Source organism: Ciceribacter sichuanensis, from assembly GCF_024055605.1.
Classification (GTDB): domain Bacteria; phylum Pseudomonadota; class Alphaproteobacteria; order Rhizobiales; family Rhizobiaceae; genus Allorhizobium; species Allorhizobium sichuanense.
On sequence record NZ_JAMXLX010000001.1, the window covers coordinates 257,006 to 283,695 of the forward strand.

At 61.9% G+C, this 26,690-nt stretch carries 24 protein-coding genes and 1 riboswitch; of the genes, 13 read left to right on the forward strand and 11 right to left on the reverse strand.

Annotation, left to right across the window (positions count from 1 at the left end):
- Positions 1–27: 27 nt before the first annotated feature.
- Both modB and modC read left to right on the forward strand, forming a co-directional pair.
- Complete coding sequence (gene modB, locus NBH21_RS01155; RefSeq protein WP_342451971.1) at positions 28–720, forward strand: molybdate ABC transporter permease subunit; 693 nt, start codon at positions 28–30, stop codon at positions 718–720.
- Positions 720–1,805: a molybdenum ABC transporter ATP-binding protein gene (gene modC / locus NBH21_RS01160; RefSeq protein WP_250912130.1), complete on the forward strand. Its 1,086-nt coding sequence runs from the start codon at positions 720–722 to the stop codon at positions 1,803–1,805. Before modB ends, modC begins: the two co-directional genes overlap by 1 nt.
- Before the next feature lie 73 nt (positions 1,806–1,878).
- Here modC and NBH21_RS01165 read toward each other — a convergent pair whose 3' ends face one another.
- The 3 genes from NBH21_RS01165 to NBH21_RS01175 are packed head-to-tail and all read right to left on the reverse strand — an operon-like array spanning position 1,879 to position 4,691.
- Positions 1,879–2,274, reverse strand: a complete 396-nt coding sequence (locus NBH21_RS01165) for a winged helix-turn-helix domain-containing protein (RefSeq protein ID WP_250912131.1) — start codon at positions 2,272–2,274, stop codon at positions 1,879–1,881.
- Complete coding sequence (locus NBH21_RS01170) at positions 2,274–3,701, reverse strand: FAD-binding oxidoreductase (RefSeq protein ID WP_250912132.1); 1,428 nt, start codon at positions 3,699–3,701, stop codon at positions 2,274–2,276. The genes NBH21_RS01165 and NBH21_RS01170 overlap by 1 nt, the downstream gene beginning before the upstream one ends.
- A gap of 9 nt (positions 3,702–3,710) precedes the next feature.
- On the reverse strand, positions 3,711–4,691 hold the full coding sequence (locus tag NBH21_RS01175) for an L-threonylcarbamoyladenylate synthase (RefSeq protein WP_250912133.1): 981 nt from the start codon (positions 4,689–4,691) through the stop codon (positions 3,711–3,713).
- 235 nt (positions 4,692–4,926) lie between these two features.
- On the opposite strand from NBH21_RS01175, the gene NBH21_RS01180 reads away from it, so the two are divergent.
- Entirely contained in the window at positions 4,927–6,000 is a 1,074-nt protein-coding gene (locus tag NBH21_RS01180; protein ID WP_250912134.1) for a GGDEF domain-containing protein, read from the forward strand.
- A 17-nt stretch (positions 6,001–6,017) separates the two neighbouring features.
- Here the strand turns inward: NBH21_RS01180 and NBH21_RS01185 are convergent, their stop codons facing one another.
- A complete protein-coding gene (locus NBH21_RS01185) occupies positions 6,018–6,626 on the reverse strand; it encodes a DUF6656 family protein (protein WP_250912135.1) in 609 nt (202 codons plus the stop codon).
- 308 nt (positions 6,627–6,934) lie between these two features.
- Positions 6,935–7,143, forward strand: a riboswitch (cobalamin riboswitch).
- A gap of 108 nt (positions 7,144–7,251) precedes the next feature.
- On the opposite strand from NBH21_RS01185, the gene NBH21_RS01190 reads away from it, so the two are divergent.
- The 3 genes from NBH21_RS01190 to NBH21_RS01200 all read left to right on the forward strand — a co-directional run bounded on the left by NBH21_RS01190 (position 7,252) and on the right by NBH21_RS01200 (position 10,342).
- Complete coding sequence (locus NBH21_RS01190) at positions 7,252–8,496, forward strand: aromatic ring-hydroxylating oxygenase subunit alpha (RefSeq protein WP_250912136.1); 1,245 nt, start codon at positions 7,252–7,254, stop codon at positions 8,494–8,496.
- Position 8,497: 1 nt separating this feature from the next.
- Positions 8,498–9,580, forward strand: coding sequence for an FAD-binding oxidoreductase (locus NBH21_RS01195; protein WP_250912137.1), 1,083 nt, complete (start codon positions 8,498–8,500; stop codon positions 9,578–9,580).
- A 339-nt stretch (positions 9,581–9,919) separates the two neighbouring features.
- Entirely contained in the window at positions 9,920–10,342 is a 423-nt protein-coding gene (locus NBH21_RS01200) for a BA14K family protein (protein WP_250912138.1), read from the forward strand.
- Between the two features lie 71 nt (positions 10,343–10,413).
- Here NBH21_RS01200 and NBH21_RS01205 read toward each other — a convergent pair whose 3' ends face one another.
- The 3 genes from NBH21_RS01205 to NBH21_RS01215 form a co-directional block, all read right to left on the reverse strand.
- Complete coding sequence (locus tag NBH21_RS01205) at positions 10,414–11,412, reverse strand: CorA family divalent cation transporter (protein ID WP_250912139.1); 999 nt, start codon at positions 11,410–11,412, stop codon at positions 10,414–10,416.
- A gap of 71 nt (positions 11,413–11,483) precedes the next feature.
- On the reverse strand, positions 11,484–12,551 hold the full coding sequence (locus tag NBH21_RS01210; RefSeq protein ID WP_250912140.1) for a ligand-gated ion channel: 1,068 nt from the start codon (positions 12,549–12,551) through the stop codon (positions 11,484–11,486).
- Positions 12,548–13,681 (reverse strand): cache domain-containing protein, encoded by a 1,134-nt coding sequence (locus tag NBH21_RS01215; RefSeq protein WP_250912141.1) that lies wholly within the window; start codon positions 13,679–13,681, stop codon positions 12,548–12,550. Before NBH21_RS01215 ends, NBH21_RS01210 begins: the two co-directional genes overlap by 4 nt.
- 256 nt (positions 13,682–13,937) lie before the next feature.
- Here NBH21_RS01215 and NBH21_RS01220 point away from each other — a divergent pair, with 256 nt between their 5' ends.
- The 3 genes from NBH21_RS01220 (at position 13,938) to NBH21_RS01230 (ending at position 17,077) form a co-directional block, all read left to right on the forward strand.
- Complete coding sequence (locus tag NBH21_RS01220; protein ID WP_250912142.1) at positions 13,938–15,728, forward strand: acyl-CoA dehydrogenase family protein; 1,791 nt, start codon at positions 13,938–13,940, stop codon at positions 15,726–15,728.
- Positions 15,729–15,899: 171 nt separating this feature from the next.
- Positions 15,900–16,661, forward strand: a complete 762-nt coding sequence (locus tag NBH21_RS01225; RefSeq protein WP_250912143.1) for a crotonase/enoyl-CoA hydratase family protein — start codon at positions 15,900–15,902, stop codon at positions 16,659–16,661.
- A 119-nt stretch (positions 16,662–16,780) separates the two neighbouring features.
- On the forward strand, positions 16,781–17,077 hold the full coding sequence (locus NBH21_RS01230; RefSeq protein WP_250912144.1) for a hypothetical protein: 297 nt from the start codon (positions 16,781–16,783) through the stop codon (positions 17,075–17,077).
- Positions 17,078–17,095: 18 nt separating this feature from the next.
- On the opposite strand, the gene NBH21_RS01235 is transcribed toward NBH21_RS01230, so the two are convergent.
- Complete coding sequence (locus NBH21_RS01235; protein ID WP_250912145.1) at positions 17,096–18,349, reverse strand: class I SAM-dependent RNA methyltransferase; 1,254 nt, start codon at positions 18,347–18,349, stop codon at positions 17,096–17,098.
- Positions 18,346–19,110: a TlyA family RNA methyltransferase gene (locus NBH21_RS01240; protein WP_250912146.1), complete on the reverse strand. Its 765-nt coding sequence runs from the start codon at positions 19,108–19,110 to the stop codon at positions 18,346–18,348. The genes NBH21_RS01235 and NBH21_RS01240 overlap by 4 nt, the downstream gene beginning before the upstream one ends.
- 326 nt (positions 19,111–19,436) lie before the next feature.
- Between NBH21_RS01240 and NBH21_RS01245 the strand changes: the two genes are divergently transcribed.
- From NBH21_RS01245 to NBH21_RS01255, 3 genes are all read left to right on the forward strand, one after another.
- Positions 19,437–21,356, forward strand: a complete 1,920-nt coding sequence (locus NBH21_RS01245; protein ID WP_250912147.1) for a methyl-accepting chemotaxis protein — start codon at positions 19,437–19,439, stop codon at positions 21,354–21,356.
- 170 nt (positions 21,357–21,526) lie between these two features.
- Positions 21,527–22,528, forward strand: coding sequence for a DUF4424 domain-containing protein (locus NBH21_RS01250; protein WP_250912148.1), 1,002 nt, complete (start codon positions 21,527–21,529; stop codon positions 22,526–22,528).
- A gap of 290 nt (positions 22,529–22,818) precedes the next feature.
- Positions 22,819–24,747 carry a methyl-accepting chemotaxis protein gene (locus NBH21_RS01255; protein WP_250912149.1) on the forward strand — a complete coding sequence of 643 codons (1,929 nt, stop codon included), beginning with the start codon at positions 22,819–22,821 and terminating at the stop codon, positions 24,745–24,747.
- 89 nt (positions 24,748–24,836) lie between these two features.
- Here the strand turns inward: NBH21_RS01255 and NBH21_RS01260 are convergent, their stop codons facing one another.
- A complete protein-coding gene (locus NBH21_RS01260) occupies positions 24,837–25,175 on the reverse strand; it encodes a hypothetical protein (RefSeq protein ID WP_250912150.1) in 339 nt (112 codons plus the stop codon).
- A gap of 234 nt (positions 25,176–25,409) precedes the next feature.
- Here NBH21_RS01260 and NBH21_RS01265 point away from each other — a divergent pair, with 234 nt between their 5' ends.
- A complete protein-coding gene (locus NBH21_RS01265; protein ID WP_250912151.1) occupies positions 25,410–25,901 on the forward strand; it encodes an SIMPL domain-containing protein in 492 nt (163 codons plus the stop codon).
- Between the two features lie 93 nt (positions 25,902–25,994).
- Here NBH21_RS01265 and NBH21_RS01270 read toward each other — a convergent pair whose 3' ends face one another.
- Positions 25,995–26,597, reverse strand: a complete 603-nt coding sequence (locus tag NBH21_RS01270) for a superoxide dismutase (RefSeq protein ID WP_250912152.1) — start codon at positions 26,595–26,597, stop codon at positions 25,995–25,997.
- Positions 26,598–26,690 lie beyond the last annotated feature (93 nt).

Sequence of the window (26,690 nt, forward strand, 5' to 3'; positions counted from 1 at the left end):
CGCTATCGCAGTCAAGGCATCGTTCGGGTGACGCTTACTCCTGAAGAAACCACAGCCATGTTGCTCAGCCTGAAGGTCGCGGTTACCGCCGTGACCTTCTCGCTGCCTGTCGGGGTGCTCGTTGCATGGCTTCTGTCTCGCTGTGATTTTTACGGCAAGACCCTGTTGAACGGCATCATCCATCTGCCGCTCATCATGCCGCCGGTCGTGACCGGTTACCTGCTGCTGCTCACCTTCGGGCGTCGCGGTGCCGTCGGGGCCTTTCTCGACCAATGGTTCGGGCTGGTCTTCTCCTTCCGCTGGACAGGTGCAGCACTTGCTGCCGCCGTGATGGGTTTTCCGCTGCTGGTGCGCTCCATCCGCCTGTCGCTGGATGCCGTCGACCGCAAGCTTGAATCGGCAGCCTCGACGCTTGGTGCGCCTCCGGTGTGGGTGTTCCTGACTGTCACGCTGCCGCTGATCCTGCCGGGCATCGCTGCCGGTACGGTGCTGTCCTTCGCCAAGGCGATGGGCGAGTTCGGCGCGACCATTACCTTCGTTTCCAATATTCCCGGTGAAACCCAGACATTGGCCTCGGCCATCTACACCTATACCCAGGTGCCGGGCGGCGATCTCCAGGCCATGCGCCTGACGCTGATTTCCATTGCCGTTTCGCTAGCGGCGCTGGTGGCATCCGAGGTCCTGTCGCGGCGGCTGGCTGCAAGGATGGGGAGCGCCTGATGCTGACCATCGATATCGAGCACAATCAGGGGAGCTTCGATCTTGTGGCCGATTTTTCGGTCGGGCAGGGGCTGACCGTCTTCTTCGGCCCATCCGGCTCCGGCAAGACCACGCTCATCAATCTCGTTGCCGGTCTGGTGCGTCCGACGAAGGGCCGCATCGTCTTCAACGATCAGGTCTGGAGCGATGGTGCGACCGGCCACTTCGTTCCGCCCCATCGCCGCCGTATCGGCTATGTCTTTCAGGAGGGAAGGCTCTTCCCGCATCTGACCGTGCGCCAGAACCTGCTTTACGGTACGCGTTTCGTACCCGCTGCAGAGCGGACCGAAAGCCTTGACCGCGTGGCGGATCTGCTCGGCATTTCCCGCCTGCTGACACGGCGTCCTTCCGGCCTGTCGGGCGGCGAGAAGCAACGTGTGGCGCTCGGCCGGGCGCTGATGTCGAACCCGCACCTTCTGCTCATGGATGAGCCGTTGTCGGCGCTGGATGTCGAACTCAAGGCCGCGATCCTGCCCGACATCGAGCGCATCCGCGACGAGGTCGGCATTCCGATCCTCTATGTCAGCCACTCGCTGGAAGAGGTCGCCCGTCTTGCGACGCGCGTGATCGCGCTTTCCCATGGCAGAGCCACCGCAATCGGCGCGCCGGACGAGGTGCTCGACATTCTGGCCCCGGGCGCCGGCGTCCAGCCGGGCAATTTCCTGCATGCCACCGTTACCGGCCAGAGCGCCGAGGATGGCCTTACCCTTGCGGAAAGTCCCGCCGGGCCGCTCTTCCTCCGAAAGACCGATGTGGCGGTCGGCACCCGAATCCGCGTCTTCGTGCCGGTCAGTGAGATCGTCGTTGCGACCAGCCTGCTGGAGGGCATTTCCACGCTCAACCGACTCCACGGCGTCGTTATCGGTCTGCGCGAGGAAGGAAACTCTGTCATGGTCTCCGTCGATTGCGGCGGCGAGCAGATGATATGCGAGGTCACGCGCCGGTCCGCCAAGAGCCTCGGCCTCGCCACCGGTTCCCCCGTGCATCTGCTGTTCAAGACCGTATCGCTCGCCTCCGAAGCCATTTTCCGGCAGGCGGTGCGGTAGGATAGGTTTACGCGAGGGACTGCGGGAACTGCCACGGTTGCGTACTATGGCACCCCCTCTGTCCCCCAAAGGCTCAATCCTCGTGCGCATCCTTGGCGCCGCCGCCTGCGGGCTGGAAATCCGGTGCGCTCATTTCCTCAAGCCACAGGAGATCGTCAGTCAGAACCTTGCGGCTTTCCGCCTCCATCTTCCGGCAGCGGTCGAGCAGGGCCTGTCCGAACGGCGTCAATCCTGCGCCGCCGCCGCTTTTGCCGCCGTGGCGGGTGAAGATCGATGGTTCCTTGAACATGCGGTTGATTTCGTCGGCGAGCAGCCATGCCCGGCGGTATGACATGCCCATGGTCGCGCCCGCCGCCCGGATCGAGCCGTGCTCGGCGATGCCGGCGAGCAGCGACACCTTGCCGGGGCCGAGGCGAACCCCGTTCGGCAGGTCGAGCCTGAGTGTCAGCTTGATCTTGTCTCCGCTCATTACGTCGAAACCATCTTGCCCGGGTTCATGATGCCGGCCGGATCGAAAGCCAGCTTGATGCGCTTCATCAGCTCCGTCTCGATTGCCGGACGGCTTGCCGCCAGTTCGTCGCGCTTCAACTGGCCGACGCCGTGCTCGGCCGAGATCGAGCCGCCATGCGCATGAACGACGGCATGCACGATGGCGTTCATCTCCCGCCAGCGGGCAATGAACGCAGCCTTGTCGGCGCCGACCGGCTGGCTGATGTTGTAATGGATGTTTCCGTCGCCGAGATGGCCGAACGACACGATGCGGGCATCCGGCATGCGGGCCATCACGGCGGCATCCGCATCCGCAAGGAAGCGCGGTACGCTGGAAACCGGCACGGAGACGTCGTGCTTGATGGAACCGCCTTCCGGCTTCTGCGCGTCGGACATGCTTTCCCTTAAACGCCAGAAGGCCTCCTGCTGGGCGAGCGAGGAAGCGATGACAGCGTCCTTCACCAGCCCCGTGTCGTGGGTTTCTTCCAGCAGGCCGGTGATCATTCTTTCCGCTGTTTCGGCGGAATCCGAGGTGGAGATATCGATCAGCGCATACCATGGGTGGGCCGAGGGCAGTGGATCGCGAACGCCGGCAATGTGCTTCGTGGTGAAGTCGATGCCGATGCGCGGCATGATCTCGAAACCGGTCAGCGCGCTGCCGCAGAGCGTCGAGGCGCGTTCGAACAGCGCGAGTGCATCCCCCGGCGAAGCAAGGCCGACAAATGCGACCTGATGGCCGCGCGGGCGGGGAAAAAGCTTCAGGACCGCGCCGGTGATGATGCCGAGCGTGCCTTCCGCGCCGATGAACAGGTCGCGCAGGTCGTAGCCGCTATTGTCCTTTTTCAGCCGTCGCAACCCGTCCCAGATCTCGCCGGTCGGCAGAACCACTTCCAGCCCGAGGCAGAGCTGTCGGACATTGCCATAGGCAAGTACTGCGGTTCCGCCGGCATTGGTGGAGAGATTGCCGCCGATGCGGCAGGAGCCTTCCGAGCCGAGCGAGAGCGGGAACAGCCGGTCATGCTCCGCCGCCGCTTTCTGGATATCGGCGAGGATGGCCCCGCCATCGGCCACGATCACTTCGCCGGAAATGTCGATCTCGCGGATACGGTTCATGCGTTCAAGGGAAAGCACGACGTCCGACAGGCCATCGCGCGGCACCTGTCCGCCCACATGGCCCGTGCGTCCGCCGGCCGGCACGATGGGCGTGCCCGTCCGGCTGGCGAGCGCCATGATGGCGGAAACCTCCTCGGTCGATCCGGGCTTCAGCACCAGCGGCGAGGAGCCGTGATAGAGCCCCCGGCTTTCCACGAGATAGGGCGCGATATCGGCGGCAGCGGTCAGCGCGTTTGCCTCGCCCACGATCGCCACGAGGGCCTTCAAGGTTTCGGACAGGGTGCCGCTGCTCACATCGTTCTCCTATGCGCTGCGGGGAGCCGCTGCGCGTTTCAGCCGGTCGTTGATCGCTTCGCCAAGCCCCTGCATGGGGATCGGCATGACCGCGATGCCGGAAGGGCGGGCCTGATCGGCCTGCTTGAGATAGCCGAAGAGGTTCGCCGCCGCCTCTGCCAGATCGCCGTGGCGGCTGAGGTTCAGCACGATGGATGCGTCCTTCTCGCCCGCGATCTCAGCATCGCCAAAGCGGATCAACGCCTCGCCCGGAGCAATGGACTGGGCGTCGAGCCGCACATGGGCGTTCGGCGCATAATGCGAGGCGAGCATGCCGGGCGCTTCGATTGCAGCCGTGCCGGCGGGTTTCAGCCGTTCGACAGCAAGCCCGGTCGCCTCTTCGATGTCCTCGGCGGCAATTCCGCCCGGACGCAGCAGCCGTATCCGGCCATCCTCCACCTTGACGATGGTGGATTCGACGCCGACAGGGCAGGGGCCGCCATCCACGATGAGTTCGATCCTGCCGCCGAGATCGGCCTCCACATGCTCGGCCGTCGTCGGGCTGATCTTGCCGGAGGAATTGGCGCTGGGTGCGGCAAGCGGCTTGCCGAAGGCGCGGATCAGGTCGCCGGCAAAACCCTTGGGCACCCTGATGCCGACGGTGTCGAGCCCGGCGGTCGCAAGCGGATGGATGGAGCTTCCGGCCTTGAGCGGAACGACGAGCGTCAGCGGCCCCGGCCAGAAGCGGGCTGCAAGCGCGCGGGAAATGGGATCGAAGTCGGCATAGCGTTCCGCCATGGCGAGATCCGCCATGTGGCAGATCAGCGGATTGAAGCGCGGCCGGCCCTTCGTTTCATAGATGCTGGTGATCGCCGCCGGATCGGTCGCATCCGCCGCAAGCCCGTAAACGGTCTCGGTCGGCAGCGCTATGGGCCGTGCCTGCGACAGGATCTCGATGGCCGCATCGATTGCGCCTTGCCTGTCGCTGTCGATCGGGATCAGCCGAGCCATGTATCAACGCCTTCCTGTCATGTGTCTCGCCGTCAATAGCGCGTCTTGGCGGGTGGGGGCAAACGTTGATTTTGAAGGCCACGGCAAGGGTTTTCCACAGTTGTCGGCGAGCCTCGCAACACCGTCGGAGCGTATCCGTAAAACTTTATCTACCGACGTAACCGAAAGAAAGAAATGTTGCGCCTATAGTCCGCTCGTTCGAGCCTTTCGCCTTCACCCGCCGGAAAAAAGAACCATGCAGCAAGTCAAGAATCCCGCCTCAAGCATCGCTCTTCGTGTCGCAACCGCCATGCATCAGATGGGAATTGACGGCCTGCCAAGAAATTATGAACTGGTCTACGAAGCCTATGCGGGAGGCAATCCGGAACTGGTTCGCGACTTCATCGCGCTCGGCAAGGTGAAGACGCAGGAAGCGCTCGATGCACTAGGCCGCAAATATCTCCCCCACCATCACGAGGACGGCCTTCTGGCGCGCCAGAATGGGCAGGTTCGCGCCGAGATGAGCAACTTCATCTCCCTGCTAAACGAGGAGAAGGTGTCGCTCAGCGATTACGGCCGCCTGATCGGCGATGCCTCCAAGGTCATCCAGACGGTCGGGGAAGTCGATCACGCGGAACTCGGCCAGTCGATCAAGGCGCTCAAGGTTGCAACAGAAAAGCGCGCCAGCCAGAACAGCAACGTCGTCAGGGCCGTGGTCGACAAGACGGTAGCGCTTGCGGACATGCAGCGCGAAGCCGAGGATGCCGAGGCGACCAAGTTCGTCGATCCGCTGACCGGGCTTTCCAGCCGCCGCGCCTTCAACAAGGCCGTCGCCAAGGTTTACGCCAATCCGGAAATGCCGGTCCTGTGCGGCGTCGCGATCGGCGAAATCGATGACTTCACCCGCCTTTCGGAACAGATGGGTCCCGCGGTTGCCGACCGCTTCCTCAAGCAGGTCGCCAAGGTCATGCAGGCCGTGGCCGGCAGAGGCGATCTCGCCTGTCGCTTCGATGGCGGTCGTTTCGGCATGCTGCTCTATACATCCGAGCAGGAAGAGGTGAGCCGCATCGTCGATCTGATACGCTCCAAGCTGAAGGCGACGGCGGTCGTCAATTCCGGCAATGGCCGTGCGCTCGGCCAGGTGCTGATGTCCTTCGGTATCTGCCTGTCCGAACAGGCGCCGAACGCTTTCGACTTTACTAATTTCGCCGAAAAAGCGCTCGCTTCCTCACGCGCCGCCGGCGGCAACACGGTCACCATCTACGGCGCGAGCGACTACGTGCCGAAGGACTGGCTGATCTACAAGAAGACCCCGGCCGGTCGCTTCTGAGGATCTTCCGGATTGACCTAGAGTCTGGCGATGATTTTGCGCAGTTGCGCGTCGCGCGCGCCGAGCATCAGCACGTTCTTCAGCGCTTCCTTCGGATCGTGGGTGCGAAACAGTAGACCGTTCTCGCGGATCGAGCGGTCGATCGCCATGGATTTGCTCGACTGGTCCGGCTGGATTGCGACGGCGAAATACATGCGTGAATAGTTCGTCCGGATCTGTTCGAAGAACTGGTCGCCTTCGCCTACCTCGGCGAAGAAATTGGCGATGTAGAAGGCCCATTTGACATCGGCGTATTTTGCGAAGTTCGTCCGCGCCGCGGTGACATGACAGTAGCCGAGATGCGGCCTGTTATCGAGCGTCTTGTGAAAGATCAGCTTGGGGAACTGGATCGAACGATGAAAGCCGTTGATCCGGTTGTGGGTGGTCTCGCCGGCGGTTTCGAGCCGGCGTCCTGTCCGTTCGGCGACCTCCTCATGGGTGAGGTAGCGCTTTTCTTCCGGCAGCCAGTCTTCGCGGCGCCGCAGGATACGTCCCGTGCGCAGGAACTCCGTGTGCACGGCGCGCGTCGTTGGGGTCGGCAGCGCGGAAGGCTTCTTCGGGGCGGCGTAGTATCTCAGCTTCTGCATGGCGAGGCTCGATCGGGAGTGACAACCGGGATGATTCTAGAACGAGAGTGTTTAACGACAATTTGTCGGTATTCTCCGCGATCACGGTTTCGCGAGGCTTGCCATGCGAGAGGTGCGTCGGACGTCGCAGATCTGTCCTTGTCATTTTGCGCCATTGGTTGCCCGATTTTTCGGCAACGATTTTTTTAACTGACTGAAAAAATGAAGCATTCCGGAAAATATCACTCAGGGCCACCATCTGCGCCCATGTCGCAAACATTTGATGCCGTGTCGTTTCGCAATGCAGCGGAACCTAAGTAATTGTGATTAGATAATTTCAAGCTCAAGGTGCCGCCCTGCTAGGGAGGGCGGAAAATTGGGAAGCCGGTCAAAATCCGGCGCTGCCCCCGCAACGGTGGTGGAGAACAAGCGTAAGGGCAAAAAGCCACTGGGAAGTCTTCCTGGGAAGGCGCTCCACGCAGTCCGGTTCTCCGGACGTCTCCAGAGCCCGGAAACCAGCCGCGAGAGAGAAAAGATTGAAGGTCGCGGCGGGCGGCCCGAGACAGGTTCGGTCGGTCTTTTCCCGGAGACTGGTCCCGTACATGTGCTCGTCCCTCGCCATTGCCGTAACGAAACGAGGACGACGATGGATTTGCAGAGCACGGTATTGCGCCAATTGAAGAACCGCCGCGAAGGCTTCAGCCTCGAGCAGCCGTTCTATATCGACCAGGATTACTTCAAGCTCGACATGGAGACCATCTGGTATCGCGACTGGCTGTTCATCGGCCATGACTGCGAAATCCCGAAGGCCGGCAATTACTTCACCGTCCAGATCGGCGATTACCCGGTCGTTGTCGTGCGCGGCAAGGACGGCGTGATCCGCGCGTTCCACAACACCTGCCGCCATCGCGGCCACCGCGTTTGCACCAAGGAAAGCGGCGCTTCGGCCAAGCTCGTCTGTCCCTATCACCAGTGGACCTATGACCTCGACGGTTCGCTGGTCTTCGCCCGCCAGATGGGCGAGGATTTCGACAAGGCGCAGTTCGGCATGAAGCACGTCGCCTGCGAAAGCGTCGGCGGTTACATCTTCGTCTGCCTCGCCGAGGAGCCGTCCGATTTCGCCCCGGTCCGCGCGACGATCGAGCCCTACATGAAGCCTCACCGCCTGTGGGAAGCCAAGGTCGCCCACAAGAACACCATCATCGAGAAGGGCAACTGGAAGCTCGTCTGGGAAAACAATCGCGAGTGCTACCACTGCGCCGGCAACCATCCGGAGCTCTGCCGCACCTATCCGGAGGCCCCGACCGCGACCGGCGTTCAGGGCGCCAAGGACGATCCGTTCATTTCCGAGCACTGGGCCCGCTGCGAGGGTGCCGGTCTCCCGAGCGAGTTCACGATGGACCCGTCCGGCCAGTTCCGCGTTGCCCGCATGCCGCTGATCCAGGACGCCGAAAGCTACACCATGGACGGCAAGCGCGCGGTCAAGCGGCCGCTGTCGGATGATGTTCCGATCTCCCATATCGGCACCATGCTGCTGTTCCACTACCCGACGACCTGGAACCATATGCTGGGCGACCACGCGATCTCCTTCCGCGTCCTGCCGATCTCGGCCGAGGAAACCGCCGTCACCACGACCTGGCTCGTTCACAAGGATGCGGTCGAAGGCGTCGACTACAATGTCGAGGACCTGACCCATGTCTGGAACATGACCAACGACCAGGACCGCGCCATTGTGGAAGAGAACGCCTTCGGTATCCGTTCGCCGGCCTATGAGCCGGGTCCGTACTCGGCCGACCACGAAGGCGGCGTCATGCAGTTCGTCGAATGGTACTCGAACTTCATGATCAACCGTCTGCAGGGCGACAAGGCCCGCCTGTCCGCGGTCGCCTGAGATGACGGTTGCCGTGACCTATCGTCATGTCGATGAGATGCGTCCCTGGTCCGACAGGGAGCATCGCCTTGAATGTGTGGCCGTGACGCCCGAGGCGCCGGATGTGATGACCTTCACATTCCGGCCCGACCGGCCCGGCCACTGGTTCCGCTATCTACCGGGGCAGTTCGTCACGCTGGAGATCCCGGCGTCGCCCGAACCGGTAATGCGGACCTACACGCTGTCGTCGAGCCCCTCTCGCCCCTACACGGTCGCCGTGACCGTGAAGGCGCAGAAGGATTCGATCGGCACCCGCTGGATGTTCGACAATCTGAAGCCGGGCATGAAGTTGAAGGCCATCGGCCCGCTCGGCGACTTTTCCTACGCCAAGCACCCCGGCAGGAAGTACCTCTTCATTTCGGCCGGTTCGGGCGTCACGCCGATGGTGTCGATGACCCGCGACATGGGCGACCGTGCTCCCGACAGCGATATCGTGTTCCTTAACTGCGCTCGCTCGCCGGATGACATCATCTTCCGCTGGGAGCTGGAAGCCAAGGCGCGCGATATGCCGCACCTGACGCTCGGCTTCATCGTCGAGCAGATTGCCCGTGGTCAGCTCTGGTCGGGTCTCAAGGGACGCATAGACAAGGCGAAGATCGCGTTGCTCGCTCCGGATTTCCTGGAGCGCACCGTGTTCTGCTGCGGCCCCGAGCCGTTCATGGCGACGGTTCGCGAAGCCTTGTCGGGCGCCGGCTTCGACATGAAGAACTACCACGAGGAAGCCTTCCAGCCGGTGGCGCCCGAGCCGCCGGTGGTGGTCGCCGATCACTCCGATGGCGCTGTTGCGACCAAGGTCTCCTTTACCATGTCCGGCAAGGAAGGGCTCTGTGAGCCCGGCCACACGGTCCTGCAGGCCGCGCGTGCCGCGGGCGTGCGCATCGGTGCTGCCTGTGAATCGGGTCTTTGTGGAACCTGCAAGGTGATGAAGCTCTCCGGCGAGGTCGAGATGAACCACAATGGCGGTATTCTCGATGACGAGATCGACGAGGGTTACATTCTCGCCTGCTGCTCGCGTCCGAAGGGCGACCTCGAGATCGAGGCCTGAAGCAAAAGCCGTCTGCTGGCGGAAAACATGTTCATGAAAGGCGGCGGGGCGATCCGTCGCCTTTTTGACTGTTTTGCCTGCTTCGCCGAAGATGCGACGGAACAATGATCTGCGTGCTGCGTTTCCCCTTCGCTAAAGCGAAGTTCGGGGCTGGGCTTCACATTGTTCTTCAATCGATAGTGATGTGTCACAAGTTCCCTACAGCTTTATGATGTTAATAATGGGTTCAGGATGGACCGGATAGCTTGCTGTCAAGTCTTGTCGATACCGTGATTTTTCTCGCCCGTCGTTCAAGACTCGCCTTGTGCATCCTGACCAAGCAGGGAATGGAGAACTGACATGACAAATATGATGAAGCGCTGGGCCGCTGTTGCCCTGGCTTCCGCCGTCGTCCTGACGAGCTTCGTGCCGTCGCAGGCGATGCCGGTGACCGCGCCCGTCACGGCAACGTCTGACGTGACAGCGGTCGATTACTATCGCCGCCCGCCGCCGGGCTATTATCATGGCCATCGTGGTTATCGCGATTACCGCCCCGGCTACCGTCGTCATAACGACGGCTGGTGGTATCCGCTCGCAGCCTTCGGCGCAGGTGTGGTGATCGGTGGCGCCATAGCCGCACCGCCGGCTCCGCGGCGCGCCTCCGGCATCAATCCGCGGCACTATGAGTGGTGCTATGCAAGGTATCGTTCCTACGATTCCTACAGCAACACCTTCCAGCCGAACTACGGCCCGCGCCGTCAGTGCCTGTCGCCTTACTATTGATCGCAGGCAGTACCTTAGAAGTCACGATGCCCGGCCGCTGGTCGGGCATTTCGTTTTGAAGACAACCTGTTTCAAAGGATATCGGCGCGCCTGAGGATCAGCCATGCCGCGATGATCGACACGGCGATGAAGCCCACGGCCCACAGCGTGCCGCCGATGCCCTCGGCAAAAGGCAGGGACGAAGTGTTCATTCCGAAGAAACCTGTCACCAGAGACGGAGGCAGCAGGAAGGCTGTCATCAGCGACAGGACATAGAGGTGGCGGTTGGTTTCCGAGGAAAGCTTGGAATCGATTTCTTCGTGCAGCAGCCTCGCCCTTTCCTGCAGCGCATAGACGTCGTTGTCTGCCGCCTCCAGCCGGTTCACCAGCCTCTCTGCGACATCCTCGAAGCCGGAGGGCAGTTCATCATCGTCGGCCGCTGCTGCCCGGCGCATCAGCGCCAGCACGGTGCGCAGGTGCCGGTGCAGCCTGACGACGACGCGCCGGACCGGAGCGAGCCGCCGGCGCTCGTCACGAAGTTCGCTGTCATAGACGAAATCCTCGATGGCGTTCAGCTCGTCGGTCAGTTCCAGCACCACGGACATGATGCCTCGCTGGAACTCCACCACCAGCGCTTCGAAGATCTGGATCGGCTGACGGAACTTCGCCGCGTTCTTCTCGATGGTCGCCCGCACCGGGTCGATTGACCGGATTGGCTGCAGCCGCGTGGTAATGATGAAACCGTTGGACAGCGCGAAATGCAGCCAGCCGATATCGCGGGTGGTGGCGTCGAACTCCCGCTGGAAGTCGACCAGAGTGCCGTAGAAAGCCTGTTCGTCCACGGTCAGCGCGGCATGGGCTTCGTGCGTCGTCAGGGCTGCGCGCGCCTGCTCGGTCAGGCCGGGAAAGTTATCGAGAAAGGCGGTGCAGCGCGCATCGGCGAGATTGAGATGCAGCCAGACGAAACTGCCTTCATCGATCCTGATGTCGGTGGGGTCGGTTTCGGGCGAAAAGCGGGTAGCCCGGCCGGAAGACGCATTGATCACATAGCCCCAGACGAGGCCGGGAATTTTCGTGCTGAGGGGATGCATCGGTCTGCTCCGGAAACGGCCCGCCAGCGCTTCTATGCCTGCATTGTGACAGTTCGATTACAATCCTTGTGTCAGAGCAGCGACAGCAGCACGGAGCAGATGCAGATAAGCAGGAAACTCATCGGAATGGAGAAGCGGATATTGGCGCGGATCGTCTCTTCCAGATGCGGATATCGCCGTCGCCCTGGAAAGTTGGCGTCGGTCAGCAGCATGGAGACGAGAAGCACGATGACGAGATAGAAATAGCCGAGCGACACCATGAAGGCGACGGGCGAATTCATCGAGATGGCGCCGGGGAAGCTCGATTCATAGGTGAATCCGAGTGCGGCGAGGGCGAGCAGGGCGGAATAGGTCATCGGCGCCTCGTCGCCCCGCAGGCGCGCCGGAGCCCACAGCAGGAACAGCGACACCGAAAGCACGGCGGCGAAGGGAACGAAGATCGGCAGCACATAATGCTGCCATTTGCGCTGTATCTCGGTCGATGCCTTGATCCGCACGAAGGGCTTGGCGTTCCATCCGTAGAAACGCTCCATCACGAATTGCAGCGACCGGGCCGTCCAGCTATTGGCCGAAAGCTCGGATGCGACCGAGGCAAGTTCCCGGTCTATGTCGTTCATCACGAAGATGACCTCGTCGGCCGAATGCCGCGGCGTGACGAGCGAGAGCGTCAGGGTCTGTCGGTCGAACGGAAAGGTCGTCATGTCGACCTCAACCCGGAAATCGGCATCGATCCGCCGGATACGGGTCACCGTGCCGTCCGCCCGCATCGTCAGGGCGACGGAGCCGGATCTGGGCTCGCCGATGCGGTTCTCGATCTCGGTTGCCGGCGTCCAGATGCCGGCGAGCTTCGCCTCGGCCTCGGCGCCCACATAGTCGAAACGGGCAAAGCCGGTGGTCTTGGGATCGAACGCCTGGGTGGGGTCCTTCCAGCGTTCGGTGGTCTCGATCGTCATCGAGGCTTCGCCCGAGGTCTCGTTGAACCTGGAAATGTCGAGCACCCGCATCGAGAAATGGACGGCGAGCGGCAGATGTACGCCCTTTGGCAGGCGAGGGGTTTCGTCCGCCATCGCCGTTCCCGACAGGATAAGGCAAAGCCAGCCGGCGAGGACGAGGATCGGGCGCAGGACGGCTGGCTTCACGCGTCGCCTCCGTCATGGGGTTTGCCCTCTGCGGTAACGCGGCCAGCCGACAGGCTGTCGATGGCGTCCTTCAGCCGCCTGAGATCGCCATGACCGCTGCCCTCCGGCGCAGCGCCTTCGGCCTTTCCCGATGCCAGCGCCTCCGCATGGTCGGCGAGATCGGTAAGGGGGCGGATCAGCACTGCCCGCAGGGCCACGGTGACGATCGAGAAAACGAAGATACCGCCGACGGCGGCAACGATCGCCGCCATTGCGATCGACCGCAGGAAACCGCTCTCGATCGTGGAGAAATCGCGAACGATGAAGATCGTCCCGATCATCCGGCCGGAATAGTCCAGAAGCGGCTGGGCGAAGGTGCCGTATCTGTGGTCGTCAAGCTCCACCATGGCGGATGTCGGCTCTCGGGAAAGGCCGATGGCGCGACGGTCGTAGAGTTTCTGGAAAAGCGTGGTGTCGGTTGCCGATTCGATGGCAAGCCCGGCGCCGTCGGCTTTCACGGCGCTGTCCTTCGGCATGATTCCCGTCATCGCAGGGCTGAGGAACAGGGCGTAATCGGCTCCCGATGCCGACTTGGCGATTTCCAGGAGTGTTTTCAGGTCGACGCCGACCTCGACCGTTCCGACCAGCGTCTCGCCTTCGAGCATCGGGGCGACCGCGCGCAGGCTGAGACCGGCAAGTCCGACTTCCAGCCCCTTCTGCAGGATATGGCTGCGGTTGGCTGCAAGGATCATCGGGCGGATTGTCGAAAGATCCTGCCCGAAGTTCTTCGGATCCTGCACGCGCAGGAAGCTTTTGATGTCGCTTGTGTGGAAATGCAGCATGTTGACGCCAGCTTCGCTGGCCAGCGCGTCGTAGGTCGGCTTCAGAAGCGAGGTCAGTCCCTCCCGGTCGCCCTTCTTCATCAGGTCGAGGACGAGTGGATCCTTGGCGATACGGTCGGCATGGGTTGCCGAAAGGCTGGCCGATTGCGCCATGGACGAGGTGAGCAGCAGGGCGGTTGCCTGCATCTCGTCGCCCTTGGCGGCTTCGAGCTGCTGGCGGGTACCGTCTACGACGATGTAGCCGCCCACGCCGAGAATGGTGGCGAGCAGGATCGCCGTCACGAGTGCGAGTGATCGGTCAAGCGTCATTGGGTCCATCCGCGATCGCTGTAATCCCAATGAGGTACGGCAATCCGGGCGGCGCTGTATCGTCCAAATCTGGGCGTATCGTTACGGCGGCGGTCACTTTCCAGACCTGCCCGTTACCTGTCTCAAGGGCACCGATGCAGCAAAAAGATTTGACGTTTACGTAAAAATAAATTAGCCAAAAGACCAGTTGCGGGATCCTTTCCGGGGGTGGAGAAAAGGTCCCATGGCGCAACGGCAAAGCAGGAGGAGGCTGTCCGTGTACAACGCACCGGTTGAGGAAATCGCTTTCACGCTGAAACACGTGGCCGGCATGGCCGATGCGCTGGAAGAGGGGCAGCTGGGCGATCTCAGCGACGATCTCGTCGACGCCATTCTTGAAGAGGCCGGACGCTTCGCCAGCGATGAAGTCGCGCCGCTTGCCGAAATCGGTGACAAGCAGGGCGCGCGCCTCGTGGATGGCAAGGTCGAGGTGCCGGATGGCTGGGCGGATCTTTACCGCCACTGGGCCGAGGGCGGCTGGAATTCGCTTGTCGCTTCGCCGGCCTTCGGCGGGCAGGGGCTGCCCCACATGCTGAACGTCGCAGCCCTCGAAATGTGGAATTCCGGCTCCATGGCCTTCGCGCTCGGTCCGACTCTGACCATGGGCGCCGTCGAAGCGGTGACGGCTCACGGCAGCGCCGAACTCAAGGAAAAATACCTGCACAAGATGGTATCCGGCGAATGGACCGGAACCATGAACCTGACCGAACCCCATGCCGGCTCGGACCTCGGCGTGATGAAGACCCGCGCCGAGCGCCGTGATGACGGCACCTACCGCATCTTCGGCCAGAAGATCTTCATCACCTGGGGCGAGCACGAAATCACCCGCAACATCGTTCATCTGGTTCTTGCCCGCCTGCCGGATGCGCCGGCCGGCACGCGCGGCATCTCGCTCTTCCTCGTGCCGAAATTCCTCGTCAATGACGATGGTTCGCTGGGGGCTCGCAACGATCTCCACTGCCATTCGCTGGAACACAAGCTCGGCATCCATGGCTCGCCCACCTGCACCATGATCTATGGCGATGGCCGCTACGGCGATGAAGCCGGGGCGATCGGCTACCTGATCGGCGAGGAGAACAAGGGCCTCGCCTGCATGTTCACCATGATGAACAATGCCCGTCTTGCCGTCGGCATGCAGGGCGTGGCGATCTGCGAGGCGGTCACCCAGAAGGCGGTGTCCTTCGCAAAGGAACGCACGCAGGGCAAGGCCCCGGGTTGGTCGGGTTCAGGCCAGACCGGGGGAATGAGCCCGATCATCGAGCATCCCGACGTCGCCCGCATGCTCGTGACGATGAAGGCGCTGACGCAGGGCGCGCGCGCCATCTGCTACACCTGCGCCCACGCAACCGACATGGCCCACCACGCGCGGGCGGACCGCGCCGCGCACTGGCAGGAACGCGCAGCGCTGCTCACCCCGATTGCCAAGTCCTTCGCCACTGACGCAGGCGTCGATGTCGCATCGCTCGGTATTCAGGTTCATGGCGGCATGGGCTTCATCGAGGAGACGGGTGCCGCCCGTTACCTGCGAGACGCCCGCATCGCCCCGATCTATGAAGGTACCAACGGCATTCAGGCGATCGACCTCGTCACCCGCAAGCTGCCGCTGTCGAACGGCGACCATGTCAGGGGCTTCATCACCGAACTCAGGGAAATCGTCTCCTCCGTTCGTGGCTTGAACCGGGACGGTTTCGGCACCACGGCCGACCGTCTGGAGGCAAGCCTTGCCGATCTCGACGAGGCGACCGAATGGCTGCTCGCCCGGATTGCCGAGGGCAACACCGCTGCAGCACTTGCAGGCGCCACCCCTTACCAGCGGCTGTTCGGCCTGGCGCTGACCGGCGCCTATCTTGCGAAGGGTGCGCTCGCCGACGCTGAAACCGGCGGTTTCGAACGTGTTGTCCTTTGCCGCTTTGCCGCCGAAAACCTGATTGCCGAAACGGCTGCGCTGAAGGATCGCGTGATCAACGGCGAAGCGAGCCTGACGGCCGCACGTGCGCTTCTCGGCTAGTACCCCTCCAACAAGAAAGAGGGTCTCAACCAACCGCCGCTGTTCGGGGCAGGCAGAAAGTTTGCCACGTATTTTCGCCCTCCTTGGAGGAAAGATGACAGCTGGCCAGAGGTGATTTCGTTTGAACCAGCCTCCCGTTTTGGGAGTGCAACGCCAACTGGGAAAGAATTTATGACCGACCATATCCTGATCGAACGTCCCGAGGCCTGTCCCGGTGTTCTGGTGATCCGCTTCAACCGCCCGGAAAAGAAGAACGCCATCACCAAGGCGATGTATCAGAAGATGACCGCGGGTCTTCTCGAGGGCGAGACCGATCCGGCGATCCGCACGATTGCCCTGCTCGGAACCGAAGGCTGCTTCTCCGCCGGCAACGACATGGCCGATTTCCTCGCCTATGCCATGGCCGGAACCGTCGATCAGCCGGCGGCCTTTGAGGTGCTGAAGGCGATCTGGAGCGTGTCGAAGCCGGTCGTCTCAGGCGTCGATGGTCTTGCCATCGGCATCGGCACGACCATCAACATGCATTGCGACATGACGATTGCCTCCGATCGCAGCCTGTTCAGGACCCCCTTCGTCGATCTCGCTCTGGTGCCGGAAGCCGGCTCCAGCCTGCTCGCGCCGCGCATGATGGGGCAACAGCGGGCCTTTGCCCTGCTCGCTGCCGGAGAGGGCTTCTCCGCCGCCGAGGCGAAGGATGCGGGCCTGATCTGGAAGGTCGTTGCCCCCGAAGCCGTCGAGCCAGAGACCCTGAAGCTTGCAGCCTCGCTGGCCGCCAAGCCGCCGGAAGCCATGCGCATCACCCGCGACCTGCTGCGCGGCGACCGTGGCGAACTGCTCGCCCGCATGGAAGAGGAACTCACCTATTTCATAGAACGCCTGAAGAGCGCCGAGGCCATGGCCTCTTTCCAGAGCTTCATGAAAGGGCGCGGATAAATCACAGACAGATAACGTGCGAATGCAGGGGACGAGGCGAGACCATAATATCGCCTCTTGGTGTTTCTTTAATCACTGGCGGTCTCTTATCGCCGGAGGAAAAACGGAGGAGCCGAACGGTGAAGATTTCAGCTGGAAGCCTCGCCCTCGCATTGATCGTGACCGCCACCGCCATGCTGGAGCCGCTGACGGCGGCCGTGGCTTTCGCCCAGAGCGGCGGCACCATCGTCAACAGCCAGTCCAACCGGCCGAAGCCGCAGCCGGGCGTGCGTCCGCAGCGCTATTATTGCGCGGTCGATCCGCCGGCGAGCGCCAGGATGAGCGGGCAGTTCACGTGTCCGGCCCAGCCCGGTCGCGTTGGCGGCCGTTGCCGCTGCGCCAACGTTACCGGCTCGGGCACCCTCTACACGTATTGATGGACAGGCTTCGGGCCATCACCCCTTGGAAAGCGTTGCCACGACTTCGACATGCGGCGACCACAGGAACTGGTCAATTGGCGTTACGCTGTCGATGCGGTAACCGCCGGCGGTCAGCAGCGCGAGATCGCGGGCAAGCGACAGCGGATTGCAGCTTACGGCCACGATCTTCTTGACGGAGGAGCGGGCGAGTTCCTTGCACTGCGCCTCCGCGCCGGCGCGCGGCGGGTCGAAGACCACGGCGTCGAAGGTCTTGAGTTCGGCGGTCATCAGCGGACGGCGGAAAAGGTCGCGCTTCTCGACCTTGACGGGCTTCAGCCCTTGCGTGTTGCGTGCGGCGAAGTCGAGCGCCTTCAGCGCCTTTTCCTCGCTCTCAACCGCGAGCACCTGCGCGGTGCGGGCGAGCCTGAGCGCAAACGTGCCGATGCCGGCGAAGAGATCGGCGACCCGCTTGGCCTTGCCGACATGCTGAAGTGTCAGCCGCGCCATGGCTTCCTCAGCGGTGATGGTCGCCTGGGTGAAAGCGCCGGGCGGAGGAAAAACGGGGATGCCGGAAAAGTCGAGGACAGGTTTCTGCGGCTCGATCACCACTTCGCCATTGAAGGAGACGCGGGCGATGCCGCGCATCGCAAGCACCGTTTCGGTGATGGCGCGGCGGTCCTTGTCGGCGAGTGTCTTGATGCCGTCCAGCGCGATGTCGAGGCCGGAAATCGTCTCGATCACCGTCATCCGGAAGGGGTCGGCATTGGTCGTCGCGGACCAGCCGATTTTCTTCAGCGCATCGAGCCTCGACAGGATGCCTGCCGAGGCGATGGGACATTCCTCGATGGCCACGATGTGGTGGCTTTCCGCCTGGTTGAAGCCGATCAGCAGTTCCTTTTCGGTCCGTCTGGCGGCAAATACAACGCGCCGGCGTTGCCCCGGATCGGCCTCGATGATCTCGCCGACCGGCGCGTCGATGCCCTTGGATTTCAATGCTGCGATGACCAGCGAGCGCTTGAAGGCGTTATAGGCCGGCTTCGCCATGTGCTGCAGCGAACACCCGCCGCAACTTCCGCCGATCCCGTCGGGACCGAAATGGCGACAGGCCGGCGTGATGCGCTCGCTGGAGGTCTCGGTATAGGAGATGATCGTGCCCTGGTTCTTGACGCGGGCGATGGCGAGCTTTTCGCCGGGCAGCGAGAAGGGAACGTAAATCGGGCCGGCCGCGCCATGGGCGATGCCGTCGCCTTGCGCGCCGAGGCTGTCGATGGTGACGGTTTCCGTACTCATTCCTCGTCCTCCGGCTTGCGACCCGCCAGCAGGAATTCCTCGTTGCCGTCGCCGCCGGCGATGGGGGACGGGATGAGGCCGAGGCTTTCCCAGCCCATGTCCTCGACAAGCCAGCGTTCCAGCTCAGCTGCAACGAGCGGTGCGGTTTCCGGCTCCTTGAGGAGGCCGGCCTTGCTGATCGCGTCGCGGCCCGCCTCGAATTGCGGCTTGACCAGCAGCAGGCAGTGGCTGCCCGGTCCCGCCAGATCGAGCGCGGGGGCGAGCGCCAGCTTCAGCGAGATGAAGGATACGTCCGAAACGATGAAGTCGATGGGCCGCTCGTCGATGTCTTCGGGTTCGAGGTAGCGGGCGTTCAGCCCCTCGATATTGGTGACGCGCTCGTCGTCGGCGAGCCGCGGATGGAACTGCCCATGGCCGACGTCGATCGAGGTCACATGGGCCGCGCCGCGCTTCAGCAGGACCTCGGTGAAGCCACCGGTCGAGGCCCCGACATCGAGACACTCGCGTCCCTCAGGGTCGAGCTTGAAATGGTCGAGCCCGGCGACAAGCTTCAGCGCCGCGCGTGACACGTAGTCCTGCGCCGGATCGTCGATCGAGAATTCATGATCGGCCGAAAACACGAGGCTCGGCTTGGTGACGACCTTGCCGTCTATCTTTACCGTGCCGCGCTGGATCGCGTCGCGGGCGCGCGAGCGGCTGGCGAAGAGGTCGAGGGCGACCAGAAGCTGGTCGAGGCGCTGGGGTTCGGGCTTTGATGACATCGCCTGTCAATGGCGACATGCACGCCGGAGCGCAAGTGCTTTGTTGCATTTGGTCGTGCCGATAGCGGTCGGCGGCACCGGATTTGGAAAGGGATACGGAACAAATTATTTCATTATATAACGGTATCAGTCGAGACCAATTGTCGCATGCTGGGAAATTTAGGAAATTTTATATCGGCACTGAATTAGCCTTTGAGGCGACGGTGAGCCGTCGTGGTGCACCGCGATGCAGGCGGTGAGGAAATGCTTGCGGACGTCATGATGGTACGCCCGCAGCATGCGTTTATGTCGCCGGAAAGACGGCGCCCCCAAGGATTAGATTCCCTATGTCCCGGCCAAATATCAAAAATTCCCTTATTGCAACTTTTGTCATTATTGCCTTCATCACCACTGTTTTTGCGTGGCTGACACTCCGCTCATTCGAAGCGATCGACAGGGCTTCCAGCGAGGTCTCCGAGGATTGGCTGCCGAGCGTCAGGATGGCGAAGGAACTGGAGGCTGCGACTTTCGATCTTCGCATCGGTTATCTCAGCCATGTCACATCGAGAACGCCGGAAGCTCTCGTGGAGGCTGACCGTGCGGTTCAGAACCGCCTGAAAGAGTTCGATACCGCAGTCAAGCTCTATGAGCCGCTTATTACCTCCGCCCACGAGCGGGACCTGTTCAACCAGATCGTGGTTGCCGTGAAGTTCTACAACAAGCGTGGTGAGGACGTGCTTGTTCTGTCGCGCAGCAACCGTAAAGATGAGGCACTGAAGGTCATCGAGGACATGCGCTCCCTGATGCAGCCTGTCCTGACGCTTCTGGACGAACTGGTTCAGGTAAGCGTCGATGGAGCTGAGCAGTCCGTTGCTGCCTCCAAGGTGACCTATCACGCGGCTGTCATATCGACCTACGTCACGGTCGCCATCGTTTTCGCGATCGTTATCGCAGCAGCGATTTTTGCAATGGTCGGCATTGCCGCACCCATCCAGAAGATCACCGAGTCCATGCGTCGGCTGGCCGGTGGCGATACGGCGTCGCCGGTACCATTCTCCACGCGCACCGACGAAATCGGCGCCATGGCCGGTGCCGTTCAGGTCTTCCGTGAAGCTGCGACCGAGAACATCCGCCTGTCGCATGAGGCCGAGGAACAGCGACGCTCGAACGAGGAACAGCGTGTCGTCCTTCAGCGCCGCGCCGAGGAAGAAGCTCGCCGCAAGCTGCTCGAAGCCACCAGCGCCCTTGCGGTCGGCATGAAGAGCCTTGCAGGCGGTGACCTCACCTTCCAGATCACCGAACAGGTCTCCGAGGATTTCGAAGGCCTCAAGGCGGACTTCAACTCGGCGGTGAAACAGCTTGGCGAAACGTTGGCCGCAGTCGCCGGTGCCACCCGCACCATCGACAACGGTACCCGCGAGATTTCGTCCGGTGCAGAAGATCTGTCCCGCCGTACCGAACAGCAGGCCGCCTCGCTTGAAGAAACCGCCGCCGCGCTCGACCAGATCACGGTAAACGTCTCCAACTCCACCAAGCGCGCCGAAGAGGCCCGCGAAGTGGCGACCAAGGCAACGGCGAGCGCCACCCACTCCGGCGCGGTCGTCTCGGAAGCGGTCAACGCCATGAGCCGGATCGAGGAATCCTCCAGCCAGATTTCCAATATCATCAGCGTGATCGACGAAATCGCCTTCCAGACCAACCTGCTGGCGCTCAACGCGGGTGTCGAGGCGGCCCGCGCCGGTGAAGCGGGCAAGGGCTTTGCCGTCGTTGCCCAGGAAGTTCGTGAACTTGCCCAGCGTTCGGCCCAGGCCGCAAAGGAAATCAAGGGTCTCATTCAGAACTCGGCCGGCGAGGTGCAGAACGGCGTCAAGCTGGTCCGCGAGACCGGCGTCGCGCTGAAGTCGATTGAGGAACTCATCCTCGTCATCAACGATCACATGAGCGCCATCGCCACCTCGGCACGGGAACAGTCGAACGGTCTGAGCGAGGTCAATACCGCCGTCAACCAGATGGACCAGGTGACCCAGCAGAACGCTGCGATGGTCGAGGAATCGAACGCCGCAAGCGCAAGCCTTGCCATGGAAAGCGCCCGCCTGAGTGATCTGATCGCCCGCTTCAAGCTGGCTGGCAGCCGTCAGGCTCCGGCCGCGGCATCTCCGGCGACCCGCAGCGCGCCGAAGTCGGCCCCGGCACCGGTCGCCCGCCGCTCGATGCCCGTGGTTCAGGGTAACACGGCCCTCAAGGCCGACGAGTGGACGGAGTTCTGAGCAACGCTCCAACACGATTGAATAGAGCGAAACCCTCCGGTTCATGGCTGGAGGGTTTTTCGTTGAAAGGAAGCGAGTGCCTGTGACCTTCCACGATTGACCTTCACGTCTTTGCCCCGCTAACTCGGTGTATCGCGATGCGCTTCGCCGGATGGATCAAAGGGGGAGAGATGATGAAGCAGGTTCTGTTGGCCGCTATTGGCGTTCTGGGGGCGATGCCTGTGCTTGCCAATGACACCATGGCCGAAGTGAAAACCGGCGGTCTGGTCTATGTGCAGACCACTGAAGTCGAGATGACGTCGGAAGAGCTTTTCATTTCGTCTGAACGCGTCGAGGTCAATTACGTCTTCCACAACGGTACCGACAAGGACATTGTATCCTATGTCGCCTTTCCCATGCCGGACATCACCGCCGGGCCGGATGTCAACATATCTCTCCCGGAGTTGGAGAAGGATAATTTCCTCGGCTTTTCCGTCACCCAGGATGGGCAGCCGATCACGCCGCAACTGCAGCAGCGCGTTTATGCCGCAGGCATCGATATGACGAATGTGGTGACCGCGCAGGGCGTACCTCTCCAGCCTTTCAGCGAGGAGACCGGCGAGGCTATCGAGAAATTGCCGGAGGACGTGCTGGCCGACTGGATGTCGCGCGGCCTCGTCTATGACGATGCCTATGATGCCGGCAATGGCTGGGAACATCACCCCGCGCCGCTTTGGACGCTGAAATCCGCCTACTGGTGGAAGACGACCTTTCCCGCGGGCAAGGATGTGAAAGTTCATCATTCCTACACGCCAAGCGTCGGCGGCACGGTCGCCATGACCTTCATAGAGAATGGTCAACCGACCGAATACGCTTATGAGACATACAAGACGCGTTACTGTCTCGATGACGATTTCATGCGCACGGCGGCAAAGCTCGAAAAGGCCAGCCAGGACGGGAAAGGACCATACTACACGGAAAACTGGATCTCCTATGTCCTGACGACAGGGGCCAACTGGGGCGGCCCGATCAGGAACTTCAAGCTGACCATCGACAAGGGGAAGCCGAACAACTTCGTCAGCTTCTGCGGCGAGGGTGTGACGAAGACCGGCCCGACCACCTTCGAGATGAAGGCGGAGGATTTCTTTCCGGAACGGGATCTCGATATCCTGCTACTGGTAGCCTCCGAGTGAGCCTGACTGGAAGCATTTCTCCCTCGCCGGGGAAAGCCGGCAATTTGTCTATAGTCCATAACGAAAAAATAAGGGCAATCGGTCTATCTTCGGTCGATTGCCTGTAGGGCCGCACATTTGGCTGCATCCATGATGGATCGCGCCGCGGCTTCGTCGGGGATATCCATGGCTCGCTTTCGGGGCGGCTCATCGGTATTCCCGATTGAAAGCGCAATCATGCCCGATGCGGCGGTAGAGTTCGGTTCAATGCAACTGTTCTCGTTGATCGCCAGGCGAAAGAGACTGATTGCATGTCCCTGAAGAACCTTTCACTCAACAAGAAGCTGATCCTGACTTTCCTCGGCATCATGGCCAGTTGCTTCATCGCGACCGCCATTGTCTTCGTCGAGGCCTATCGCGCCAAGCTTGCCGCGCAGGAACAGGGCAAGTCCGAACACGTCCTCGCACTCTCCGACATGGCGCTGGAATCCATGCTGGAGCAGGCCGTCAACCTGCGTGGCTACCTGCTGTTTCGCAGCGAAAGCACCTATGCCGACGTCTTTGCCTATCGCGAGAAGATGCTGACCTATATCGCGGAAGCGAGGCAGGCGGCCGCCGACATGCCTTCGATCGTCGCATCGCTGGATTCGATGAAGTCCGCAGCCGACATCTTCCACAAGGAACTCTCGGAGCCGCAGCTCGCCGCAGCCAAGGATACGGACAAGCCGATTTCCGAGATCGTCGAGATCGGCCGCAACGCTTCCAAGGGGCAGCTCGATGCTTTCCGCGCCGAAGCTGCGAAGATCAAGGCCCAGATCGGCGAGGTATCCGTCCGCAACCATCAGGCTCTGGAAAGCGCCCACTTCAATCTTGAAATGGCATTGCTCGTCGGTGGCGGCATTGCGGGTGTCGTTGCAGTATTCCTCATCTGGCAGCTTTCCCGCGCCATCGTTCTGCCTATCGTCGGCATGACCGCCGCCATGACGCGCCTAGCCGATGGCGAGCACGACGTTGACGTTCCGGCCCTCGACCGGGGTGACGAAGTGGGCAAGATGGCGAAAGCCGTCGTCGTCTTCAAGGATGCTGCCATCGAGAAGCTGCGCCTGTCGGGAGAAACTGAAGCCATGCGTGCCCAGGCCGAAGAGGAGCGCCGTCGCGCCGAGGCCGAGAAGGCTCGCGAGGCCGAAGAAATCGGCTTCGCCATGGACCAGCTCGCCACCGGTCTCACCGCGCTTGCGGACGGAAACGTCGCCTATCGCATCGACACCACGTTCGCAGCCCGTCTCGATGCTCTCAGGCTCAACTTCAATGCCTCGCTGGACAAGCTTCAGGCCGCACTTCGCTCCGTTGGTGACAACGCCGCCGCGATCAATGCCGGCGCATCGGAAATCCGCGCCTCGGCTGACGACCTCGCCAAGCGCACCGAACAGCAGGCGGCTTCCGTTGAGGAAACCGCGGCCGCTCTTGAGCAGGTCGTCACCACGGTCAAGGATACCGCGCGCCGCGCCGAGGATGTCGGCGCTCTCGTTGCCCGCACCCGCGCCGGCGCCGAGCGCTCCGGTCAGGTCGTCGGCAATGCCGTTGCCGCCATGACCGAGATCGAGAAGTCATCCGGCGAGATTGGCAAGATCATCAGCGTGATCGAGGACATTGCCTTCCAGACCAACCTTCTGGCGCTGAACGCCGGCGTCGAGGCTGCCCGCGCTGGCGAGGCCGGCAAGGGTTTCGCGGTCGTCGCACAGGAAGTCCGCGAACTCGCCCAGCGTTCTGCGAACGCAGCAAAGGAAATCAAGTCGCTGATCTCGACCTCTTCCGCACAGGTCGGCAACGGCGTGGCGCTGGTCGATGAAACGGGCACCGAGCTTGAAAAGATCGTGCACGCGGTTCTGGAAATCAGCGACCATGTGTCGGCGATCGTTACCGCAAGCCGCGAACAGTCAACCGGCCTGCAGGAGATCAACACCGCCGTCAACTCGATGGACCAAGGCACTCAGCAGAACGCCGCCATGGTGGAACAGCAGACGGCAGCCAGCCACTCGCTGGCGACCGAGGCCGCCTCGCTCAATGCGCTTCTGGCGCAGTTCCAGCTCGGCTCCGAGCGTCAGGTGTCGGCACCGCGTCCGGCAGGTCGCGACGCGAAGCCCGCTGCTTCTCCGGCCCGCGCGCTCGCCGGTCGTGTCTCCAGCGCTTTCGGCGGAGGTTCGGCGGCTGCGGCCAAGCAGGAATGGTCGGAATTCTGATCGTTCCCTTTGTTCACAACGAAAAGCCCGGCTGATGCCGGGCTTTTTTGTTATAGGCCATCGCGGGCGGGTCGCCCTGGCATGTGACCTTAGCGCCAGTTCCAGTTGCTGCTGTTGCGCGAAGGCTGGGTGGCGCTGGCGAGGAAATAGCCGATCAGGCCGCCGAGAATGCCGACGGTCAAGAGAGCCGTTGAAGTTGCTGCGGGATGTTCGCGTACGACAGATGCCACGGTGCCGGCCTCGTCCTTGGCATAGGTGGCCACGTCCTGCGCCTTGCGCGAGGCGCCGTTCAATGCCGTGGCTGCACGCCCACGCACCTGACCGGAGACCTTGTCGCCTTCCTCAGCCAGCAGATCCTTGAAATGCATGACCTGTGCCTGCAGGCTGCGCAACTCGTTCATGATGTCGCTGTTGTTGGTCGAAGCCATAGTCTCTTCCTTTCGGTCTCGTTGAAACTTCTCGACGGGAGAACGCGAAAGGGGCGGTAAGGTTCCGGAGATCGAGACGCTGTACTCCCCAAAAAAGTTAGGCGAGTCAGGCGATCTCGGGGTATCGCTGGTAACAGGGCGAGTGAAAAGCGGCCTGGCTGCGTCGGGGGAACACGGTACGCGGGGGTGGTCGACATTCGTTTCCGAACCCTTTCTCTCAGCAGGTGTCATCAGATGAAGACCATTCTTGCCGCGGCCTTCGTGGCTCTTTCACTCTCAGGCGCAGCGCAGGCTGCAACGCTTGAATTTCCAAGCGACGAACCGATCGCATCCATAGAGATTCCCGACAGCTGGGGACCGTCCGAGACGGAATCCGGCATTGAGGCGACCTCGGATGACGGCGCGATCTACCTCTCCATCGACGTTGCCGAAAGCGACACGACGGACAAGGTGATCGATGATGTTTTCGCGTTTCTGGAAGACAACGGGGTGAAGATCGACCCCACGACGCAGAAGCAGTCCGAGGACAAGTTCAACGGCATGGAAATGACCAATTTCGACTGGAGCGGCACCGACAAGGACGGCGATGTCAGCATCGGCGTGTCGCTGGTCTCGCCGAAGCGCGGCAAGCTTCTGGTCATCACCTATTGGGGCACCAAGGGCGAACAGGAAAAGCACAGCAAGGTCCTGCTGGACATCAGCTCCTCGCTCAAGCCTGCCGGCTGAGCGGAAGGCTTTCCAGCCAGTATATGAAAAGCAAAACACCTGGCACGTTTCCGTACCAGGTGTTTCGACAAGCCGATGAAACGGCGGCGAAGATTACTTCGCTGCGGCTTCGTAAAGTTCGAGAACGTAGTCCCAGTTGATCAGGCTGTCGACGAAGGCTTCGAGGTACTTCGGACGAGCGTTGCGGTAGTCGATGTAGTAGGAGTGTTCCCATACGTCGACGCCGAGGATCGGGGAGGCGCCGTGAACCAGCGGGTTTTCGCCGTTCGGGGTCTTGGAGATGGCGAGCTTGCCGTCCTTGACGGAAAGCCATGCCCAGCCGGAGCCGAACTGCGTGGTGCCGGCTGCGATGAAATCAGCCTTGAACTTGTCGTAACCGCCGAGGTCGCTGTCGATAGCGGCCTGCAGCTTGCCCGGAAGCTTGTTGCCGCCGCCGTCCTTCTTCATCCACTTCCAGAAATGGACGTGGTTGTAGTGCTGGGCAGCGTTGTTGAAGAGGCCCTGGTTGGTGCCGAAGGACTTCTTGACGACTTCCTCGAGCGACAGGTCGGCCAAGCCGGCTTCGGCAGCAAGCTTGTTGCCGTTGTCGACGTAAGCCTTGTGATGCTTGTCGTGGTGGTATTCCAGCGTTTCGGCCGACATGAACGGCGCAAGCGAGTCGTAGGCATAAGGAAGTGCAGGCAATTCGAAAGCCATGGTAAAATCTCCTTTTGGCAACAGATTGCGAATTCGGCGGGTGACGGGAACATAGGAGCGGAACCTCCGGGAGGCAACCTGCCAAAGGTCAAA

Excerpts from the sequence above, each read along its gene's own strand:
- NBH21_RS01175 (WP_250912133.1), bottom strand. The coding sequence starts at position 4,691 with ATGGCTCGGCTGATCCCGATCGACAGCGACAGGCAAGGCGCAATCGAT.
- NBH21_RS01195 (WP_250912137.1), top strand. The coding sequence starts at position 8,498 with ATGACGGTTGCCGTGACCTATCGTCATGTCGATGAGATGCGTCCCTGG.
- NBH21_RS01265 (WP_250912151.1), top strand. The coding sequence starts at position 25,410 with ATGAAGACCATTCTTGCCGCGGCCTTCGTGGCTCTTTCACTCTCAGGC.
- modC (WP_250912130.1), top strand. The coding sequence starts at position 720 with ATGCTGACCATCGATATCGAGCACAATCAGGGGAGCTTCGATCTTGTG.
- NBH21_RS01260 (WP_250912150.1), bottom strand. The coding sequence starts at position 25,175 with ATGGCTTCGACCAACAACAGCGACATCATGAACGAGTTGCGCAGCCTG.
- NBH21_RS01240 (WP_250912146.1), bottom strand. The coding sequence starts at position 19,110 with ATGTCATCAAAGCCCGAACCCCAGCGCCTCGACCAGCTTCTGGTCGCC.
- NBH21_RS01270 (WP_250912152.1), bottom strand. The coding sequence starts at position 26,597 with ATGGCTTTCGAATTGCCTGCACTTCCTTATGCCTACGACTCGCTTGCG.
- NBH21_RS01215 (WP_250912141.1), bottom strand. The coding sequence starts at position 13,681 with ATGACGCTTGACCGATCACTCGCACTCGTGACGGCGATCCTGCTCGCC.
- NBH21_RS01205 (WP_250912139.1), bottom strand. The coding sequence starts at position 11,412 with ATGCATCCCCTCAGCACGAAAATTCCCGGCCTCGTCTGGGGCTATGTG.
- NBH21_RS01165 (WP_250912131.1), bottom strand. The coding sequence starts at position 2,274 with ATGAGCGGAGACAAGATCAAGCTGACACTCAGGCTCGACCTGCCGAAC.
- NBH21_RS01235 (WP_250912145.1), bottom strand. The coding sequence starts at position 18,349 with ATGAGTACGGAAACCGTCACCATCGACAGCCTCGGCGCGCAAGGCGAC.
- NBH21_RS01180 (WP_250912134.1), top strand. The coding sequence starts at position 4,927 with ATGCAGCAAGTCAAGAATCCCGCCTCAAGCATCGCTCTTCGTGTCGCA.
- NBH21_RS01200 (WP_250912138.1), top strand. The coding sequence starts at position 9,920 with ATGACAAATATGATGAAGCGCTGGGCCGCTGTTGCCCTGGCTTCCGCC.
- NBH21_RS01190 (WP_250912136.1), top strand. The coding sequence starts at position 7,252 with ATGGATTTGCAGAGCACGGTATTGCGCCAATTGAAGAACCGCCGCGAA.
- NBH21_RS01250 (WP_250912148.1), top strand. The coding sequence starts at position 21,527 with ATGATGAAGCAGGTTCTGTTGGCCGCTATTGGCGTTCTGGGGGCGATG.
- NBH21_RS01245 (WP_250912147.1), top strand. The coding sequence starts at position 19,437 with ATGTCCCGGCCAAATATCAAAAATTCCCTTATTGCAACTTTTGTCATT.
- NBH21_RS01255 (WP_250912149.1), top strand. The coding sequence starts at position 22,819 with ATGTCCCTGAAGAACCTTTCACTCAACAAGAAGCTGATCCTGACTTTC.
- NBH21_RS01185 (WP_250912135.1), bottom strand. The coding sequence starts at position 6,626 with ATGCAGAAGCTGAGATACTACGCCGCCCCGAAGAAGCCTTCCGCGCTG.
- NBH21_RS01225 (WP_250912143.1), top strand. The coding sequence starts at position 15,900 with ATGACCGACCATATCCTGATCGAACGTCCCGAGGCCTGTCCCGGTGTT.